We start from the raw sequence: 18945 nt of genomic DNA on the forward strand, positions 1-18945 counted from the left end.
CACCCCGACATCCATCACCCCGAACCCGTCCCGGCGCGATCCGCCGTAACGGTCCGCCGGGACAAGGAGAGATTCGCCATGCGCTGGACCAGACCGTCCCTCGCCGTCATCGCCACCGCCCTGCTGGCGACCTCCTGCTCGGCCGGTGCGGGCTCCACCGCCGGCTCCGGGGGCGCCGGCGCCGCCGCCAAGGAGACCTCCCCGCTGACGGCCGTGCTCGGCACCGAGCAGGAGAGCGCCGGCCCGGCCCCGGCCGTCCCGGGCGCCCGGGCGGGCGGCACGGTGAACGTGTACAACAGCGTCGAGTTCCGCCACCTCGACCCGCAGAAGGTCTACGCGGGCGCCGCGTACAACGCCTCGCTGCTCTGGGGCCGCCAGCTGACCCAGTACCAGGTCGTGGACGGCAAGGCCAAGCTGGTCGGCGACCTGGCCACCGACACCGGCACCCCGGCCGACGGCGGGCGCACCTGGACGTACCGGCTCAAGCAGGGCGTCGCCTGGGAGGACGGGCAGCCGATCACCTCCCGGGACATCAAGTACGGCATCGAGCGCACCTTCGGCAAGGGCTACGAGGTCGGCCCGCCGTACTGGCCGCAGTGGCTCACCGGCGAGGCCGACTACGAGGCCGCGCGCGCCAAGTACGCGGGCCCGCAGGCCGGCGACCTGGACGCGATCGAGACGCCGGACGAGCGCACCGTCGTCTTCCACTTCCCGCAGCCGCAGGCCGACGTCCCGTACATGGCCGCGCAGTCCTCCTCCTCGCCGGTGCGCCGCGACAAGGACACCGGCACGGAGTACGACCGGCTGCCGTTCGCGACCGGACCGTACCGGATCGCCGAGCACGTCCAGAACACCCGCATGGTGCTGGAGCGCAACCCGGCCTGGAAGGCCGAGACGGACCCGATCCGCAGCCAGTACCCGGACAAGTTCGTCTTCACGTACGGCAAGGAGGCGCTCAACCTCAACCAGGAGATCCTCTCCGGACGGGACGGCGGAGCCAACGCCACCACGGCCTCCGACCCGCTCTCCGCCGAGCTGTACCCGACCACCGAGACCGACCCCAAGGCCAGGGAACTGGTGGCCTCCGGCCGCCGGGGCGCCTTCGTCACCCAGCTGATGATCAACAACGAGCGGGTGCCGGACGTCGAGGTCCGCAAGGCGCTGCACCTGGCGTACCCGCGCCAGCAGGCCCGACAGGTCCAGGGCGGCTCCCGGACCGGCGAGCTGGCCACCACGCTCAGCTCGCCCGCGCTGATCGACTGGCAGAAGTACGACCTGTACCCGGCCAAGCCCGAGGGCGACCCGGAGGCCGCCAAGGCCGAACTCGCCAAGGCCAAGCAGGCGCCCGCCAGCCTGACCTACGGGTACGAGAACACCCCCACCGGGCAGCGCGTCGCGCAGGTGCTGGTGGAGGGCTTCGGCAAGGCCGGGATCACCGTCGTCCCCAAGCCGATCGACCCCAAGGCCTACCTGGACGAGGTGCACCGCGCCGACGCCCAGTACGACCTGTTCGAGGAGACCAGCTCCGTCGACTGGCCGACCCCGTCCACCCTGATCCCGTTCTCCTTCGACGGCCGGGCCGGCAGCGACATCAACTCCGCGCGCTACCGCAACCCCGACGTCGACAAGGAGATCGACCGGATCAACCAGATCGGCGAGCCGCGCGCCAAGGCCAAGGAACTGTACGCGCTGGAGCAGACGGTGATGAAGGACGTGCCGGTACTGCCGTACGCCTACCCGACCATCAACCAGCTGCGCGGCGGCAACGTCGGCGGGGCTTTCATCCACCCGATCTACGGGACCGTCTCGCTGGCCTGGCTGTACCTCAAGTCCTGAGTCGCCTGAAGTCCTGAGTCGCCGGGGCCCGCTCCGCCGTCCGCCGCTCACCGGCGGGCGGGCCCCTTCCCCCGCTTCCCCCGCCGTCCCTCGCCTTCCCCGTCTCCCCGTCACGTCGACCCCGGATCGGCCATGCTCTCCTTCGTCCTGCGGCGGATCGCCCAGGCCCTCGCGGTCCTGGTCGCGGTCTCCGCCGCCGCCTTCGCCCTCTTCTACGCCGCGCCGGCCGACCCGGCCCGCGCCGCCTGCGGCCCGCGCTGCGACAGCGGACAGGTCGCGGCGGTGCGCCAGAGCATGGGTCTGGACCAGCCGCTGCTCACCCAGTACACCGACTACCTGGCCGGGGTCGTCGCCGGGCGGGACATCGGCGACGTGGACGGCTCGACCATCCACTGCGACGCGCCCTGCCTCGGCTACTCCTACCGGCTGCACCAGCCGGTCAGCGAGGCGCTGGCGGACCACCTGCCGGTCACCCTCTCGCTGACCGCCGGGGCGCTCGCCGTCCTGCTGGTGTTCGGCCTCGGCACCGGATTCGTCTCCGCGCTGCGGCACGGGCGGCGGACCGACCGGCTGCTGTCCGCGTTCACCCTGGTCGGCGCCAGCGTGCAGATCTACTTCCTCGGCTACGTCGCCCAGTGGCTGCTGGTGTACTCCACCGGGCTGCTGCCGCTGCCCTCCTACACCTCCCCGGCCGAGGACCTGGCCGCCTGGGCCGGCGGGATGCTGCTCCCCTGGTTCGTCCTCGGATTCGTCAACTCGGCGGTGTTCGCACGCCTTTCGCGCTCCCAGCTGTTGGAGACGATGAACGAGGAGTACGTCCGCACGGCCCGCGGCAAGGGGCTGGGACGGTTGCGCGCCCACCTCAAGTACACCTCGCGCGGCGCCGCCGGGCCGCTGGTGCAGCTGATCGGGCTGGAGGCCGGGGTACTGCTCGGCGGGGCCGTGATCACCGAAACGGTGTTCGGGCTGAACGGGGTCGGGCGGTTCGCCGCGGAGGCCGTCGCCGGGCAGGACCTGCCCGCCGTGGTCGGCGCGGTGCTGCTGGCCGCCTGTTTCGTGGTGCTGTTCGTCGCGCTGGCCGACCTCGCGGTGGCCTGGCTCGACCCGCGTGTCCGGCTGAGCTGAGGGGAGCGATTCGATGAAGTCCACTGTTCCGGGTGCCGACGGCACCAAGTCCGGGGCCGGCGAGAGCACGTCCGGGGTCGGAGGGAGCGCGTTCGGGGTCGGCGGAAGCACCGTCGAGCCGGTGTTGAGTGTCCGCGACCTGACCGTCACCTTCGCCGACCCGCGCGGCGGGGCGCCGGTGACCGCCGTCCGGGAGCTCTCCTTCGACCTCGCGCCGGGTGAAGTCCTGGGCCTGGTCGGCGAGTCGGGCTCCGGGAAGTCGACCGTCGGGCTCGCCGTCCTCGGCCTGCACGACCCGCGCACCACCACCGTCACCGGCTCGATCCGGCTGGGCGGCCGGGAGTTGGCCGGCGCCGAGGAGTCCCTGCTGCGCGGCGTGCGGGGCGGTGAGGCCGCGCTGGTCTTCCAGGACGCGCTCACCTCGCTCAGCCCCTTCCACGGCGTGGGCGCCCAACTCTCCGAGATGTACCGGCTGCACCACCCTGGCGCGGGCCGCGGGGAGGCGGCCCGACGGGCGGCCGAACTGCTCGACCGGGTCGGCATCCCGTCGGCCCGGACCCGCGACTACCCGCACCAGTTCTCCGGCGGCATGCGCCAGCGGGTGATGATCGCGATGGCGCTGATGAACGACCCCCGGGTGCTCATCGCGGACGAGCCGACCACCGCTCTGGACTCCCGCGTCCAGCGCCAAGTCCTCGACCTGCTCGGCGAGTTGCAGCGCGAGCACGGCACGGCGGTCCTGCTGGTCAGCCATGACCTGGGGGTGGTCGCCGGGACGACGGACCGCACGCTGGTGCTGCGCGGCGGGGTCGAGGTCGAGTCCGCCCCGACCGCCGAGCTGCTGGCCGCGCCACGCGAGCCGTACACCCGGGCGCTGGTGGGCGCGGCGCTGCGACTGGACTCCGTACCGGGCACCGCCCTGCCGACGGTCGACGACCCCTCTCCCTCGCGGACCTTCCGACCCCGGACCGTCGAACGGGCCGCCGAACCGGATGCCGAACGGCCCGGGCGGGCAGCCGAACGGCCCGGGCGGTGGCTGGTCGAGGTGGACGACCTCTCCGTGCACTTCCCCGGACGACGGCGCTTCCCCGGACTGCGGGCCGAACCGGTCCGGGCGGTCGAGGGCGTCGGGCTGCGGATCGCGCCCGGCGAGACGCTCGGACTGGTCGGCGAGTCCGGATCCGGCAAGTCCACCACCTCGCGGGTCCTCGCCGGACTTCAACGACCCACCGGCGGACGGGTCTTGTACGACGGGCAGGATGCCACCCGGCCGGACCGGGAGCTGCGCAAGCGGCTCAGCCGGGAGATCCAGCTGGTCTTCCAGGACCCCTACGCCTCGCTCAACCCGCGCCGCACCATCGCCCAGACCCTGGACACCCCGCTGCGCCTGCACACTCCGGCGAACCCGGCCGAACGGCGGGACCGCTCGGTGGAGTTGCTGGAACAGGTCGGGCTGACGGCCGGGCACCTGGACCGCTATCCGCACGAGTTCTCCGGCGGGCAGCGCCAGCGGATCGGCATCGCCCGGGCGCTGGCCCCGCAGCCGCGCCTGATCATCGCGGACGAGCCGGTCTCGGCGCTGGACGTCTCGGTGCAGGCGCAGGTGCTCAACCTGCTGATGGAGCTGCGCGAACGGCTCGACGTCGCCTTCCTGTTCGTCTCGCACGACCTCGCGGTGGTGCGGCACTTCTGCGACCGGGTCGCGGTGATGCACCGGGGCCGGCTGGTCGAGTCCACCGACCGGGACCGGCTGTTCGAGGCGCCGCACACCGAGTACACGAGGGAGCTGCTGGCGGCGGCGCACTGAGGCGGGCGACCAGGGCGGGGCGGGTTCCCGGGGCGGGACGGTGTGGCGCCGGGGCGGAGCGGGCGGATGGGGTCGGGCGGTGTAAAGAGTTGGCGCGAGCACGGCTCCTCGGCTCATGATCGAACCCTGACAGGTTCGATCGGAGAGGTGCGGTGAACATGGCGACCAACGACCGTCCGGCCGTGGACGAGGAACTCGTCGAAGCGGCCCTGGAGGTGGCCCGACGGTACGCACGGGGGGACAACCACACCGTGGCGGCGGCCGGGCGCAACGCCGACGGGCGGATCGTCACCGCGCTGAACGCCTACCACTTCACCGGCGGGCCCTGCGCGGAGCTGGTGCTGATCGGCGCGGCGGCCGGGCAGGGGGCGTACGACCTCACCACCGTGGTGGCGGTCGGCGACCGGGAGCGCGGAGTGATCCCGCCGTGCGGCCGCTGCCGGCAGGCGTTGCTGGACTACTTCCCGGAGCTGCGGATCATCGTGGCGAGGGGGAAGGAGCTGCGCACCGTGCCGGTGCTGGACCTGCTGCCGGAGGCGTACGTCTGGGCCGATCACCAGGACGAGTGAGCCGGGGAGGGTGACCCGGTCGGCCGACGCCGCCGTTCGCGCTTCGTTCGGCTGCGCGAGCGCGGCTCAAGGCGTTAGCGTGCTGGCGATGTGACGTAGGGGACCCATACCTTGCCAGCCGAGGGGACACATTGTCGGACGACCTGCTCATCGCAAAGATCAACCACGGCTTCGATCACCTCGACGCCGACGGCGACGGCCTGCTCACCGAACGGGACCACGTCCTGATGGGCCAGTCGGTGGCCCGCTCGCTCGGCCACCAGGAGGGCTCGGAGCCGGAGGCCGTGATCGTCCGCGCGTACCTGACGCTCTGGCACGACCTGCACCTCGCCTGGCTGCCCGCCGACACCGAGGCGATCACCCGCCAGCAGTTCCTCGCCTCGACGGGGTCGCTCGCTGAGGACCCGGAGGCCGCGCGCGACGTCCTCGGCGCGCTCGCCGAGGCCTTCCTCGCCGTCGCCGACGCCGACCACAGCGGGACGGTGGACGCCGGCGAGTTCTTCGTATTCCAGCGCGGCCACTTCGCGGGCCTCTCCCGCGACGACGCCGACGAGGCCTTCCGCCACCTCGACACCGACGGCGACGGCGTGCTCTCGGCCCGCGAGTTCACCGACGCGATCATCGAGTACTGGACCAGCCGCGACCCGGACGCGCCCGGCGGCTGGTGGACGGGAAAGCCGCCGCACAGCTTCTGAGGCGCGGGCCCGAGGCGCGGGCCGGTACGACGGGTGCGACGGGTGCGACGGGTGCGACCAGCGTGTCCGGTGGGACCGGCGTGTCCGATGGCCGTCCCCGCGCTCGCGGTCTGCGGGGGACGGCCGTCGGGTTCACTCAGCCGCGGGCGGACGACCGCGGTGCGTCCGGACGGGCCGGGCTCACCCCGCGCGGCGGGCGCCCGGGGCGCCGGCTGACGCTCACCACCAGGCAGACGCCCACCACCACGATCGCGCCGCCCGCGAGGGTCGGGCCGGTCAGCGGCTCGGCCAGGATCAGCCAGCCCAGCAGCACCGCGACCACCGGGTTCACGTACGCGTAGGTGCCCACCAGGGTCAGCGGGGCGGCGCGCAGCAGCCAGGCGTACGCGGTGAAGGCGAGCAGTGAGCCGAACAGCACCAGGTAGGCGAGGGCCAGCCAGGACCGGCCGGAGACCGCCCCGAGGTCCAGCCCGTGCTGCTCACCGCGGGCCAGTCCGATGAGCAGGTCGCAGAGGCCGCCGGTCAGCATCTGGAAGGCGCTCGCGGCGAGCACGTTGCCCGGCATCGGGATCTTCTTGCTCGCGAAGGAGCCGGCCGCCCAGAGCAGGGTGGCGACGATGATCAGGATCACGCCGACCGGTTTGACGGACCCGCCGATCGCGGGGGCCGACAGGACACCGAGGCCGACCAGCCCGAGCAGCACCCCGGCGAGTTCGGCGGGCTTCGGGCGCTCGCCGCCGCCGAAGGCCGTCAGCACCACCATCCAGAGCGGGACCGCGGCCACCAGCAGGGCGGTCAGGCCGGAGGGGACGAAGGTCTCGCCCAGGACCACCAGGCCGTTGCCGCCGGTCAGCAGCAGCACGCCCACCAGGGCGGAGGAGGCCAGTTGCCGCCGGGTCACCTTCAGGCCCGCCGGTCCCTGGCGCACCAGGAGGTAGCCCACGAGTAGCAGGCCGGCGGTGAGGAAGCGGGCGGCGGCGGAGAGGAAGGAGGGCATCGTCTCCACCGCGATCCGGATCGCCAGGTAGGTCGAGCCCCAGACGACGTAGACCACGAGGAGGGCCAGCCAGACCGCGCCGCCGAGGCGGGGGGCCGGGCGGGCGTCGGCGGGAGGGGGCGGGGCGGGCGTGGACTGGGCGTCGGTCCCGGTGTTCGCCGCGGCCGGTCGTGAGGAAGCGGACGATGTCATGCGTGTCCCCCTGGGATGGTGCTGTCCGAACATCCGACATGACAGCGCATGAACGGCCTCGCGCGCCAGTCCGTATCGGAGATCGGATCGCAGGACGTACCGTGGACGCTTCCCCGCGAGGAGGTCGAACCCGTGTCCACGTCCGAGGCGCCCCTGCCGTTCTTCGTGTACGGCACGCTGCGCCGTGGCGGCCGCAACCACGCCGCCCACCTGGCCGGGCGCTGCGCCGACATCCGGCCGGCGGTACTGGAGGGCGCGGCGCTGCACGAGGGCCCCGGCTTCCCGTACGCGCTGCCGGACGCCACACCCGGGCGTCGGATCACGGGCGAGCTGGCCACCGTACGCCCGGGTGCGTACGCCGGAGCGCTGGAAGCCCTGGACCGGCTGGAGGACTGCCGGACGGACGGGACCGGACTGTACGTGCGACGGCGGATGGCGGTGCGGACGGCGACGGGCGAGCCGCGCGAGGCCTGGGTCTACTTCGCCGGACCGGCCGCCGAGGCCCGGCTGCGGGAGCGGCCGGCGCTGATCGAGTCGGGGGACTGGGCGGAGAAGTGACGGAGGAGGGGCGGCGGGGCGGTGGTGGGGCGGGCGACGGCGAACGGATGACAAAAAACAGAATTTGAAATCTGTCATCTGAAATCTGTCGACTGTCACTTGTCACCCCGCCGGATCCGGCACCACCCGGCCCGCATACCGCCAGGTAGGCTGCCTCGGCCAGCAGCTTCGCTGGATCACTGGTACGCAGGATCGAACGACGAGGAGCCACCCGGTGCCCGAGCTGCCACCCCCGATCACCGTCGTCGGGATCGGGGCCGACGGCTGGCCCGGCCTCGCCGACACCTCCCGCGCCGCGCTGCGCGCGGCCGAGGTCGTCATCGGCGGCCCCCGCCAACTGGACCTGCTCCCCCACGGCGAGGTCACCGCCGAACAGGTCCCCTGGCCGACCCCCCTGCGCCCCGCCGTCCCCGGGCTGCTCGCCGCCCACACCGGCCGCCGCGTCGCCGTCCTGGCCAGCGGCGACCCGATGTTCTTCGGCATCGGCCGCACCCTCGCCGGGACCGTCGGCCCCGAGCGCCTGCGCGTGCTGCCGCACCCCTCCTCCGTCTCCTACGCCTGCGCCCGGCTCGGCTGGCCGCTGGAGGCCACCGAGGTGGTCAGCCTGGTCGGCCGTCCGCTGGACACCCTCTCCGCGGCCCTCCACCCCGGCCGCCGCCTGCTGGCGCTCGCCGCCGACGCCACCACCCCGGCCGCCGTCGCCGAGCTGCTCACCGCCCGCGGCTACGGCACCGCCCGCCTGCGGGTGCTCGAACAGCTCGGCTCCCCCGCCGAACGCCATCTGGACGGCCCCGCCGACGGCTGGCCGCACCCACCGGGCGACCCACTGAACGTCATCGCCGTCGAACTCGGCGACGGCCCGCGCGGCACCCTCGTCCCCGGCCTGCCCGACGCCTCGTACGAGAGCGACGGCCAGCTCACCAAGCGCCACGTGCGCGCCGCGACCCTCGCCACGCTGGCCCCCTCCCCCGGCGAACTGCTCTGGGACGTCGGCGGCGGCTCCGGCTCGATCGCCGTCGAGTGGCTGCGCGCCCACCGCGACTGCCGGGCCGTCAGCATCGAGCGCGACCAGGTGCGGGCCGAGCGGATCGCCCGCAACGCGGCCGCGCTCGGCGTGCCCCGGCTCCGCGTGGTGACCGGCCCCGCCCCCGCCGCGCTCGCCGGACTCCCCACCCCCGACGCCGTGTTCATCGGCGGCGGCCTCACCGCCCCCGGCCTGCTGGACAGTTGCTGGGACGCGCTGCGTCCGGGCGGCCGGATCGTCGCCAACACCGTGACGCTGGAATCCGAGGCACTGCTCACCGAGTGGTACCGGCGCCACGGCGGCGACCTCGTCAAGCTCGCCGTCGCCCACGCCGTCCCGGTGGGCGGCTTCACCGGGTGGCGCCAGGCCATGCCGGTCACCCAGTGGTCCGCCGTCAAGACCGGCGCCCCGCACGACACCCTCCAGGAGAACGCCTCGTGACCGTCCACTTCATCGGAGCCGGCCCGGGCGCCGCCGACCTGATCACCCTGCGCGGCCAGCGCATCCTGGCCCGCGCCGAGGTCTGCCTGTACGCGGGAAGCCTGGTCCCGCGCGAACTGCTGGACGAGTGCCCGCCCGGCGCCCGGCTGATCGACACCGCCCAGCTCAACCTGGACCAGATCACCGCCGAACTGGTCGCCGCGCACGAGGCCGGCCAGGACGTGGCGCGGCTGCACTCCGGCGACCCGTCCGTCTTCTCCGCCGTCGCCGAGCAGATGCGCCGCCTGGACGCGGCCGGCGTGCCGTACGAGGTGGTCCCCGGCGTGCCGGCCTTCGCCGCCGCCGCGGCCGCGCTGAAGCGGGAGTTGACCGTTCCGACCGTCGGCCAGACCGTCATCCTCACCCGGATCGCCAAGCGCGCCACCCCGATGCCCGAGGGCGAGGACCTCGCCACCCTGGGCCGCAGCGGCGCCCTGCTGGTGCTGCACCTGGCCGCCGGCTACGTGGACGACGTGGTCGAGCAACTGCTCCCGCACTACGGCGCCGACTGCCCGGCCGCCGTCGTCGCGATGGCCAGCCGCCCCGACGAGCTGGTGCTGCGCGGCACCGTCGGCGACATCGCCGAGCAGGTCAAGGAGGCGGGCGTGGTCCGCACCGCCGTCATCATCGTCGGCCGGACGCTGGCCGCCGGACAGTTCCGCGACAGCCACCTCTACTCGGCGGACCGCGAGCGCCCGCACGAGCCCTGCGGCGCCTGATGCGGCACGTCCTGATCCTCGGCGGGACCACCGAGGGGCGGACCCTGGCCGCCGAACTCGCCCCGACCGCGCACCGGGTGACCAGCTCGCTGGCCGGTCGGGTCGCCCAGCCCCGGCTGCCCGCCGGAGAGGTGCGGATCGGCGGCTTCGGCGGGCCGGAGGGCCTGGCCGACTGGCTCCGCGACGAGCGGGTGGACGCGGTGGTGGACGCCACCCACCCGTTCGCCGCCGGCATCTCACGCAACGCCGCCCTCGCGGCCGCCGCCACCGGCGTCCCCCTGCTGGTGCTGCGCCGCCCGGGCTTCACCCGGGTCGACGGGGACCGCTGGATACCCGTCCCCTCACTCGCCGCCGCCGCGGCCGAACTGCTGCCCCGGCGCGGGGAGCGGGTCTTCCTCACCATCGGCCGGCAGGGCCTCGCCGCCTTCGCCCACCTCGACGGGGTCCACGTCCTCGCCCGCTCGGTGGACCCGCCCGAGCCCCCGCTGCCGCCCTCCTGCGAAATCCTGCTGGACCGCGGCCCGTTCACGGTCCAGGGCGAGGAGGCGCTGCTGCGCGAGCACCGCATCGACGTGCTGGTCACCAAGGACAGCGGTGGCAGCGCGACCGCCGCCAAGCTGACCGCCGCCCGAGGACTGCGCCTGCCCGTCATCATCGTGGAGCGCCCGCCGGTTCCGCAGGACGTCCCGGTCGTCCCGGACGTCCCGGGCGCGCTGCACTGGCTGGAGCAACCGCGGTAGCGGGCCCCGCGGTTGCCGCGGGGCGGCGACGAGGGCGGCCGCTCTCCGCCGCACTCTCGCGCCCTCGCACGCTCACCCGGGAAATTCGCGGGCGGGCCCGTCGGACGTTCGGGCAGGATGGCGCGATGACCGATGATCAGCGCCCTCGGACCCCCCGCACCGCCGACGAACGCACCACGCTGGCGGGCTTCCTGGACTACCAGCGCGCCACCCTCGCGATGAAGTGCGAGGGCCTCACGGCGGAGCAGCTCCGGACCCCGGCGCTGGCACCCTCCGGACTCACCCTGCTCGGCCTGATCCGACACAGCGCCGAGGTGGAGCGCAGCTGGTTCCGCAACATCCTCGACAAGGAGGACGTGCGTGGCTTCTGGGGCCGCCCCGACGGCTCCTTCGCCGAGTTCGACGTCGAGACCGCCGACCCGGACGAGGCCTTTGCCGTCTGGCGCCGCGAGTGCGACCACTCCAGGGAACTCGTCGCCGCCGCGGAGTCGTTGGACGTCCTGGGCCACTACGGCGACGAGGTCTTCTCACTCCGCTGGATCCTGACCCACATGATCGAGGAGTACGCCCGCCACAACGGGCACGCCGACCTCCTGCGCGAGCACCTCGACGGCACCACCGGCGAGTAGCCGGGCAGGACCGGGACCAGGCATCGCGCGGAAGGAAACGACAGAACGTGCGGACCCGCCAGAAGGAACGCGACACCCCCGGGCCGTCCGAGCCCTGGAACGAGATCGTCCCGGGGCTCTGGATGGGCGGTCACTACTGCACTCCGCCCGGCGGCGAGCTGGAACTCGTGGCCGTCCAGCGCGAGTTCGACCTGGTGGTCAGCCTCTTCACGCTTCCGGGGCACGGGCCGGCACCGGGGGTGGAGCACGTCGTCCGGGAGGTGCCCGACGGCCCGCTCTCACCCGGTCAGCTGCTCGGCGTCCAGGAGGCGGCCGAACTCACCGCGGCCGCCGTACGCCGGGGCCGGCCGACGCTGGTGCGCTGCCACTCGGGCTACAACCGCTCGGGCCTGGTGGTGGCGAACGCGCTGGTCGACCTCGGGCACGGGCCCGGCGAGGCGGTTCGGCTGATCAGGGAGCGGCGATCGCCGTGGGCGCTGAACAACCCGGTGTTCGTGGACTACCTGAACACCGGGCTGGGGGCCTCCGCGCTGTTGGCCGGCCTCGACGGGTGAGGCCGGCCGACGACCCGACGACCGGTGTGACGTCACGATCGCGACGACATGATTCGACGTCCCGATCGTGACGATCCGTCAGATGTCGCGGAAGGTCTCGATCTGGGCGCCGATGGAGTTCAGGCGCTCGGCGAGGTCCTCGTAGCCGCGGTTGATGACGTAGACGTTGCGCAGGACGGAGGTGCCCTGGGCCGCGAGCATGGCGAGCAGGATGACCACGGCGGGGCGCAGGGCCGGCGGGCACATCATCTCGGCGGCACGCCAGCGGGTGGGACCCTGGACCAGCACGCGGTGCGGATCGAGGAGCTTGACGTCGGCGCCGAGCCGGGTCAGCTCGGTCAGGTAGATCGCGCGGTTGTCGTACACCCAGTCGTGGATCATCGTGGTGCCGTGCGCGGCCGCGGCGATGGCGGCGAAGAACGGCACGTTGTCGATGTTGATGCCGGGGAACGGCATCGGGTGGATGGTGTCGATCGGCGCGGTCAGCTTGGAGGGGCGCACGGTGAGGTCGACCAGCCGGGTGTGGCCGTTGTGGGCCGGGTACTCGGGGGTGCGGTCGTAGTCGAGGCCCATGCCCTCCAGCACGGCGAGCTCGATCTCCAGGAACTCGATCGGCACCCGGCGAATGGTCAGCTCGGAGGAGGTGACGACGGCGGCGGCCAGCAGGCTCATCGCCTCCACCGGGTCCTCGGCCGGGGTGTAGTCGACGTCGCGGGTGATCTCCGGGACGCCGTGCACGGTGAGGGTGGTGGTGCCGATGCCCTCGATCCTGACGCCCAGCTCCTCCAGGAAGAAGCAGAGGTCCTGGACCATGTAGTTGGGCGAGGCGTTGCGGATGACGCTGACGCCGTCGTGCCGCGCGGCGGCGAGCAGGGCGTTCTCGGTGACGGTGTCCCCGCGCTCGGTCAGCACGATCGGGCGGTCCAGCGGGGCACCGGGCTCGACCGAGGCGTGGTAGGCGCCGCCGGTGGTGGCGACCTCCAGGCCGAAGCGGCGCAGCGCCGTCAGGTGCGGCTGCACGGTGCGGGTGCCGAGGTCGCAGCCGCCCGCGTACGGGATGGCGAAGCGCTCGGCGCGGTGCATCAGCGGGCCGAGGAACATCAGCACGCTGCGGGTGCGGCGGGCCGCCTCGACGTCCATCGCCGCGAGGTCCAGTTCGGCGGGCGGGGTGAGTTCGAGGTCGCGGCCCTCGTTGATCCAGCGGCTCTTGACGCCGATGCTGGTGAGCACCTCGAGGATGCGGTAGACCTCCTCGATCCGGGCGACGCTGCGGATCGTGGTGCGGCCGGTGGTCAGCAGGGAGGCGCAGAGGATCGCCACACAGGCGTTCTTGCTGCTGCGGACGTCGATCGCGCCGGAGAGCCGGGTGCCGCCGGCGACGCGCAGGTGCATCGGGCCGGAGTATCCGAGGGAAACGATCTCGCTGTCGAGGGCTTCGCCGATGCGAGCGATCATCTCAAGGCTGACGTTCTGCTTGCCCTGTTCGATGCGGTTGACCGCGCTCTGGCTGGTTCCGAGGGCCTCTCCGAGCTGCGCCTGGGACCAGCCCCGGTGCTGGCGCGCGGTACGGATGAGGGTGCCGATACGGGTGAGGTAGTCGCCTGTCACTCGCCAGACGATATCTCATGGTTGAGATGACGGCAGACTGAGGGGTCGCCCTGGTACTCCATTTGTCCGCTTCTCTCCCCGTATGACTGTCAGTTCTTCACATCACCAGGCGATGTTGTCACGCGTCCGTGACACTCGTGACATCGTCACGCCCCCAGTGGCTCCGCCCGGCCGACGACGGTGCCCGCCCGATCGATGCAGATGACGTCCACCGCGACCGGCGAGCCCCGCAGCACCCCGAGCGCCGTGGCCCGGGCCGCCTCGGCGACCAGGTCCCCGAGCGGCACCCCGGCCGCGCGGCACAACTGCACCGCCTCCAACGCCGTGTTGGCCCCCGCGACCGCCCCGGCCAACGCCTCGTCCGCCCCGCCGCGGCGGGCCAGGTCGGCCAGGTACCCCTTGTCCACCTGGGAGCGCGCCGAGTGCAGGTCGAGGTGGCCGGCCGCGAGCTTGGACAGCTTGGCGAAACCGCCCGCGATGGTCAGCCGGGGCACCGGGTGGCGCTTGAGGTACTTGAGCACGGCACCGGCGAAGTCGCCCATGTCCAGCAGCGCGTCCTCGGGCAGTCCGTGCTCCGCGACCGCGACCTTCTCCGAGGTCGAACCGGTGCAGCCGGCCACGTGGGCGCGCCCCGCCGCCCGGGCCACGTCCACGCCGCGGCGGATGGAGTCGATCCAGGCCGAACAGGAGTAGGGGACGACGACCCCGGTGGTCCCGAGGATGGACAGGCCGCCGAGGATGCCGAGCCGGGGGTTCCAGGTGGAACGGGCGATCTCCTCGCCGTGGTCGACCGAGATCTCGACCACCACGTCCCCGCCGTCGCCGTGCGCGGCGGCCACCTCGGCGACGGCGTCCCGGATCATCTGTCGGGGCATCGGGTTGATCGCGGGCTCGCCGACCGGCAGCGGCAGGCCCGCCTTGGTGACCGTTCCCACCCCGGGGCCGGCCCGGAACACCACTCCGGTGCCGGGCTCGCCGGGTCGTACGGTGGAGCGGATCAGGGCGCCGTGGGTGACGTCGGGGTCGTCGCCCGCGTCCTTGACCACCCCCGCCATGGCGACGCTTCGCCCGCGCCCGCCGGCCCCGATCCGGCCCTCCGCGCCGGCCGGCCCCTCGGGGGTCGATTCCCTGGCGGTCAGCTCCTCGACGGCCGGCTCCTCGGTGGTCCGCTCCTCGACGGCCGACTCCTTGGTGGTCCGCTCCTCGACGGTCAGTTCCTCGGCGGCGAGGGTGAAGGCGGGCCGCTGACCCTTGGGCAGGGTGATGACCACCGGGTCCGGGAACTCGCCGGTGAGCAGCGCGGTGTAGGCGGCCTTCGTGGCGGCGGTGGCGCAGGCGCCCGTCGTCCAGCCGGGCCGCAAACCGCTGCTCTTCAACTGGCCCGCCCGGCCTCCGGCTCCGGTCCCAGCCCCGGCTCCCACCCCGGCTCCCGCTGCGGTCACCTGTGCCCCGTTTCCGACGGCACCCGTGCCGTCCTGTTCCATCTGTTCCATTCGGGCGGCCGACGCGGCCGCCGCCGTCGATCCTCCCCCAGCCGCCCGGGCGGGGACCGACCGGGGTGGGCCCGCGAGGGCCCGTGGACGAGCTGCGGAGGAACGGTGGCCCGCGTTCCCGAAGAGTTCGCCGCACGGGCCTCGCCCACCGTGCCTACCAGTGAGTAATCTGGCGGTCCGCCAGCAGCGGGTTCATGACACACGTGGGCCCGGCCAGGGTCGACTGCCCCGCCGGGCCATCAGTATGTGGGGGTTTTTGTGGCAGGGATGAGTCGGCGTACGTTCCTCACGGGTACGTCGGTGGCCGCCGCCTGGTCGGCCTTGTCGCTGGGCGGCGGGCAGTTCGCCTCGGCCGCAGCGCGCGACCAGGCGCTGGCGACGACCGCCGCGCGGGCGATCGGGGTCACCGGCACCACGCTGGAGCAGGTGGCCACGCCGGTCGGCACCGGCGGCTACAAGCGGCTGACGGCCGGACCGGGCTGGCCACTGGTGGTACGCGGCGACCTGGCGGCGGGAAGCACCGGACGGGACGACCGCCGGACCGGCCTGGCCAGCTTCGTCCAGTTCAGTGACCTGCACCTGGTGGACACCGAGTCCCCGGTGCGCTTCGAGTACCTGGCCAAGTTCAACGGCAGCGCGTACCGGCCGCAGGAGGCGCTGAACGCCCGTGGTGTCTCGGCGCTCGTCGAGCGGGTCAACTCGCTCGCCGGCGGCCCCTACACCGGGATGCCGTTCAGCATGGTGATGGCCACCGGCGACAACACCGACAACCACGAACTCGCCGAACTCGACTGGTACCTCAAGGTCATGGGCGGCGGCCGACTGGCCCAGAACACCGGTGACCCGAGCCGCTACGAGGGTGTGCAGAACTCCGGCAGCGCCACCTACTGGAACCCCGAACTCGCCTACACCGACGGCTACAAGGCGAAGGGCTTCCCGCGGATACCCGGTTTCCTGTCCGCCGCCGGCCGCCCCTTCGACGCGCCGGGCCTGCGCACGCCCTGGTACACGACGGTCGGCAACCACGACGACAGCATCGAGGGCTCGCTGCCCGACCTCGGCCTGCTGAACGACCTGTACACCGGCCAGTACAAGCTGGAGGGCTGCGACGACGCGACCGCCGCCCAGCTGATGGACTCACTGCGCCGGGACCCGGCCGGCGCCGTGCTGCTGCTGGCGAAGCTGCTCGCGAGCGGCGAGCTGGTGCGCAAGGTCACCCCGGACGAGCGCCGCCGGCCGTTCACCCCCAAGGAGTTCGCCAAGGCCCACCTGAACCCGGCGGTCACCGGAGCCGGCCCGTACGGGCACGGCTTCACCTCGGACATGGCGAACAGCGGCAAGCTCTACTACACCTTCCGCATCTCGGAGAAGGTGGTCGGCATCAGCCTGGACACCACCAACCAGGCGGGGTTCGCCGACGGTTCGCTGGGCACCGCGCAACTGCGCTGGCTGGAGCAGCAGTTGCAGGCGCACAGCGGGCACTGGTACGACGCCGACGGGCGCAAGGTGACCGGCGGGAGCACGGACGAGCTGGTCCTCGTCTTCAGCCACCACACCAGCGGCACGATGGGCAACCTGCTGCCGGACCCGCGCAACATCTTCGAGGGGCGGCACGACGGCAACGAGCTGGTGGCGCTGCTCCAGCGCTACCCGAACGTGGTCGCCTGGGTGAACGGGCACACCCACATGAACAAGATCACGCCGCACGGCCACGCGGTGCCGGAGCGGGCCTTCTGGGAGATCAACACCGCCTCGCACATCGACTACCCGCAGCACGGGCGGGTCATCGAGATCGCGGACAACGGGGACGGCACGCTGTCACTGTTCACCACGCTGATCGAGTCCTCCGCGCCGTACGGGACGGACTTCGGCAGCACCTCGGACGCCAATCTCGCGGCGCTCTACCGCGAGCTGTCGTACAACGACCCGAACGGCCGCCCGACGGCGCTGCTGGGTGCGGGCGGGGACCACAACACCGAGCTGCTGATCACCAAGCCGACCCGCTGACGGCCGGACGGGGAAGTGGTCGGCGGCGGCCGGCGGCGGCCGGCGGACGACGACTGACGGATAACAGATGACAGATGACAGCGAACAGATTTCATCATCTGTTCGCTGTCATCTGTTTCCCGTCACCTGCCCGCCGTCACCCCTCCGGGTAGCGCCGCGGCGTCCAGACGACCTCGACGCCGCCGCCCCGTTCGACCGCCCGGGTCTGCGAAGAGCCGATCAGCAGGACGGTCCGCATGTCGACCAGCGCCGGGTCCAGCTCGCCGAGCCGGACGATCCGCACCCGCTCGGTCGGGCCGCCGACGTCCCGCGCCATCACCACCGGGGTCTCCGGCGCCCGGTACTCCAGCAGCAGATCCCGGGCGAGGCCGACCTGGGTGGTGCGGGACTTCGAGCCCGGGTTGTACAGCGCGAGCACCAGGTCCGCCTCGGCCGCGGCGCGCAGCCGCTTCGCCACCACGTCCCAGGGCTTGAGCCGGTCCGAGAGGGAGATCGTCGCGTAGTCGTGTCCGAGCGGCGCGCCGGCCCGGGAGGCGGCCGCGTGGGCGGCGGTCATCCCGGGGAGCACCCGCACCGGGACGTCCCGGTAGGCCTCCTCACAGGCGACCTCCAGCACCGCGGTGGCCATCGCGAACACACCCGGGTCCCCCGAGGAGACCACCGCGACTCGGTGCCCGCGCCGGGCGAGCTCCAGGGCGAACTCGGCGCGCTCCGACTCCACCTTGTTGTCCGAACCGTGCCGCTGCTGTCCCGGCCGCTCCGGCACCCGGTCCAGGTAGGTGGTGTAGCCGACCAGATCGGTGGCCTCGGACAGCGCGCCGCGCGCCTCGGCCGTCAGCCAGAGCGGTCCGGCCGGCCCGGTGCCGACCACGGTCACGCTGCCCATGCCGTCCGACAACCGGACCTCCGGCTCCAGCGGCGCCACCTTGCTCGGCAGCACCGCGACGGAGAAGTACGGCACCGTCTCGTCGTCGACCTCCGCGAGCGGCGCCACCCGCTCCCCCGCCATGAAGGCCCGCTCCACGTACTGGGCGTCCGCCAGCCGTCCCGCCCGCTCCAGGGCCCGGCGGACGGTCGGAAAGGTGCGCCCCAGCTTCATGATCACGGCGGAGTCGGCGGCCGCGATCCGCGCCGTCAGCTCCTCCTCGGGCAGCGTGCCGGGGATGACGGTGAGCGTCTCCTCGGCCTCGGTCAGCGGCCGGCCCAGCCGGGCGGCCGCCGCGCTGAGCGAGGTCACGCCCGGTACCACCTCGGTCGGGTAGCGGTGCGCGAGCCGCTTGTGCATGTGCTGGTAGGAGCCGTAGAACAGCGGGTCGCCCTCGGCGAGGACCACCACGTCGCGCCCGGCGTCCAGGTGGGCGGCCAGCCGGGCGGCGGCCTCCTCGTAGAAGTCGTCCAACGCCCCGCGGTAGCCGCCGGGGTGGTCGGTGGTCTCGACGGTGAGCGGGTAGACCAGCTTTTCCTCGATCTGACCATCCGTCAGATAACGCTCCGCGATCGAGCGCGCGATGGAACGGCCGTGCCGGGCACTGTGGTAGGCCACCACGTCGGCCTTGCCGATGAGTTCGGCGGCCCGGACGGTCACCAGCGACGGGTCACCCGGGCCGAGCCCGACACCGTACAGCCGGCCGGTGGGCTTCTGATCGACCGTCACTCTTCTTCGCTCGCAATCGCGTTGATGGCGGCGGCGGCAATCGCGCTGCCGCCGCGGCGGCCGCGCACCACCAGGTGCTCCAGGCCGGACGGGTGCTCGGCCAGGGCCTGCTTGGACTCCGCGGCGCCGATGAAGCCGACCGGGACGCCGATCACCGCCGCCGGCCGCGGCGCGCCTGCCTCGATCATCTCCAGCAGTCGGAAGAGCGAGGTCGGGGCGTTGCCGACGGCGACCACCGCGCCCTCCAGTCGGGGCAGC

The 18945-nt window shown here is 73.1% G+C and carries 17 protein-coding genes; 12 read left to right on the forward strand and 5 right to left on the reverse strand.

The annotated features are described in order from the left end of the window. The first annotated feature begins 78 nt into the window (after positions 1-78). The 5 genes from ACFRMQ_RS06430 to ACFRMQ_RS06450 all read left to right on the forward strand — a co-directional run bounded on the left by ACFRMQ_RS06430 (position 79) and on the right by ACFRMQ_RS06450 (position 6032). Complete coding sequence (locus tag ACFRMQ_RS06430) at positions 79-1836, forward strand: ABC transporter substrate-binding protein (RefSeq protein ID WP_380727563.1); 1758 nt, start codon at positions 79-81, stop codon at positions 1834-1836. 132 nt (positions 1837-1968) lie between these two features. After that, positions 1969-2961, forward strand: a complete 993-nt coding sequence (locus ACFRMQ_RS06435) for an ABC transporter permease (RefSeq protein WP_380727565.1) — start codon at positions 1969-1971, stop codon at positions 2959-2961. A 13-nt stretch (positions 2962-2974) separates the two neighbouring features. After that, a complete protein-coding gene (locus ACFRMQ_RS06440) occupies positions 2975-4768 on the forward strand; it encodes a dipeptide ABC transporter ATP-binding protein (protein ID WP_380727567.1) in 1794 nt (597 codons plus the stop codon). A gap of 158 nt (positions 4769-4926) precedes the next feature. Then, positions 4927-5337: a cytidine deaminase family protein gene (locus tag ACFRMQ_RS06445; protein ID WP_380727569.1), complete on the forward strand. Its 411-nt coding sequence runs from the start codon at positions 4927-4929 to the stop codon at positions 5335-5337. 131 nt (positions 5338-5468) lie between these two features. Beyond that, a complete protein-coding gene (locus ACFRMQ_RS06450; RefSeq protein WP_380727571.1) occupies positions 5469-6032 on the forward strand; it encodes an EF-hand domain-containing protein in 564 nt (187 codons plus the stop codon). Positions 6033-6168: 136 nt separating this feature from the next. On the opposite strand, the gene ACFRMQ_RS06455 is transcribed toward ACFRMQ_RS06450, so the two are convergent. Further along, positions 6169-7221, reverse strand: coding sequence for an EamA family transporter (locus ACFRMQ_RS06455; protein WP_380727573.1), 1053 nt, complete (start codon positions 7219-7221; stop codon positions 6169-6171). 132 nt (positions 7222-7353) lie between these two features. Here ACFRMQ_RS06455 and ACFRMQ_RS06460 point away from each other — a divergent pair, with 132 nt between their 5' ends. The 6 genes from ACFRMQ_RS06460 to ACFRMQ_RS06485 all read left to right on the forward strand — a co-directional run bounded on the left by ACFRMQ_RS06460 (position 7354) and on the right by ACFRMQ_RS06485 (position 11925). Then, entirely contained in the window at positions 7354-7779 is a 426-nt protein-coding gene (locus tag ACFRMQ_RS06460) for a gamma-glutamylcyclotransferase family protein (protein WP_380727575.1), read from the forward strand. Between the two features lie 214 nt (positions 7780-7993). Further along, entirely contained in the window at positions 7994-9244 is a 1251-nt protein-coding gene (cbiE, locus tag ACFRMQ_RS06465; RefSeq protein WP_380727577.1) for a precorrin-6y C5,15-methyltransferase (decarboxylating) subunit CbiE, read from the forward strand. Further along, positions 9241-10002, forward strand: coding sequence for a precorrin-4 C(11)-methyltransferase (gene cobM, locus ACFRMQ_RS06470; protein ID WP_380727579.1), 762 nt, complete (start codon positions 9241-9243; stop codon positions 10000-10002). The genes cbiE and cobM overlap by 4 nt, the downstream gene beginning before the upstream one ends. Further along, on the forward strand, positions 10002-10742 hold the full coding sequence (locus tag ACFRMQ_RS06475; RefSeq protein WP_380727581.1) for a cobalt-precorrin-6A reductase: 741 nt from the start codon (positions 10002-10004) through the stop codon (positions 10740-10742). The genes cobM and ACFRMQ_RS06475 overlap by 1 nt, the downstream gene beginning before the upstream one ends. Positions 10743-10867: 125 nt before the next feature. Next, positions 10868-11371, forward strand: coding sequence for a DinB family protein (locus ACFRMQ_RS06480; protein ID WP_380727583.1), 504 nt, complete (start codon positions 10868-10870; stop codon positions 11369-11371). A gap of 47 nt (positions 11372-11418) precedes the next feature. Beyond that, the gene (locus ACFRMQ_RS06485; protein WP_380727586.1) at positions 11419-11925 is read left to right on the forward strand and encodes a protein phosphatase; all 507 of its coding nucleotides are present in this window, start codon (positions 11419-11421) and stop codon (positions 11923-11925) included. Positions 11926-12003: 78 nt separating this feature from the next. Here the strand turns inward: ACFRMQ_RS06485 and ACFRMQ_RS06490 are convergent, their stop codons facing one another. Continuing rightward, positions 12004-13533, reverse strand: coding sequence for a UDP-N-acetylglucosamine 1-carboxyvinyltransferase (locus tag ACFRMQ_RS06490; RefSeq protein ID WP_380727587.1), 1530 nt, complete (start codon positions 13531-13533; stop codon positions 12004-12006). Between the two features lie 146 nt (positions 13534-13679). Beyond that, complete coding sequence (locus ACFRMQ_RS06495) at positions 13680-14909, reverse strand: cobalt-precorrin-5B (C(1))-methyltransferase (protein WP_380727589.1); 1230 nt, start codon at positions 14907-14909, stop codon at positions 13680-13682. A gap of 384 nt (positions 14910-15293) precedes the next feature. Between ACFRMQ_RS06495 and ACFRMQ_RS06500 the strand changes: the two genes are divergently transcribed. Continuing rightward, positions 15294-17033 carry a TIGR03767 family metallophosphoesterase gene (locus ACFRMQ_RS06500; protein WP_380727591.1) on the forward strand — a complete coding sequence of 580 codons (1740 nt, stop codon included), beginning with the start codon at positions 15294-15296 and terminating at the stop codon, positions 17031-17033. Between the two features lie 136 nt (positions 17034-17169). On the opposite strand, the gene ACFRMQ_RS06505 is transcribed toward ACFRMQ_RS06500, so the two are convergent. Together ACFRMQ_RS06505 and ACFRMQ_RS06510 are read right to left on the reverse strand one after the other, a co-directional pair. Then, a complete protein-coding gene (locus ACFRMQ_RS06505; protein ID WP_380727593.1) occupies positions 17170-18687 on the reverse strand; it encodes a precorrin-2 C(20)-methyltransferase in 1518 nt (505 codons plus the stop codon). After that, on the reverse strand, positions 18684-18945 hold a 262-nt coding region (locus tag ACFRMQ_RS06510), incomplete at its 5' end, for a precorrin-8X methylmutase (protein WP_380727595.1). The genes ACFRMQ_RS06510 and ACFRMQ_RS06505, both read right to left, overlap by 4 nt.

Origin of the sequence: Kitasatospora sp. NPDC056783 (assembly GCF_042789895.1) — a bacterium.
GTDB lineage: Bacteria > Actinomycetota > Actinomycetes > Streptomycetales > Streptomycetaceae > Kitasatospora.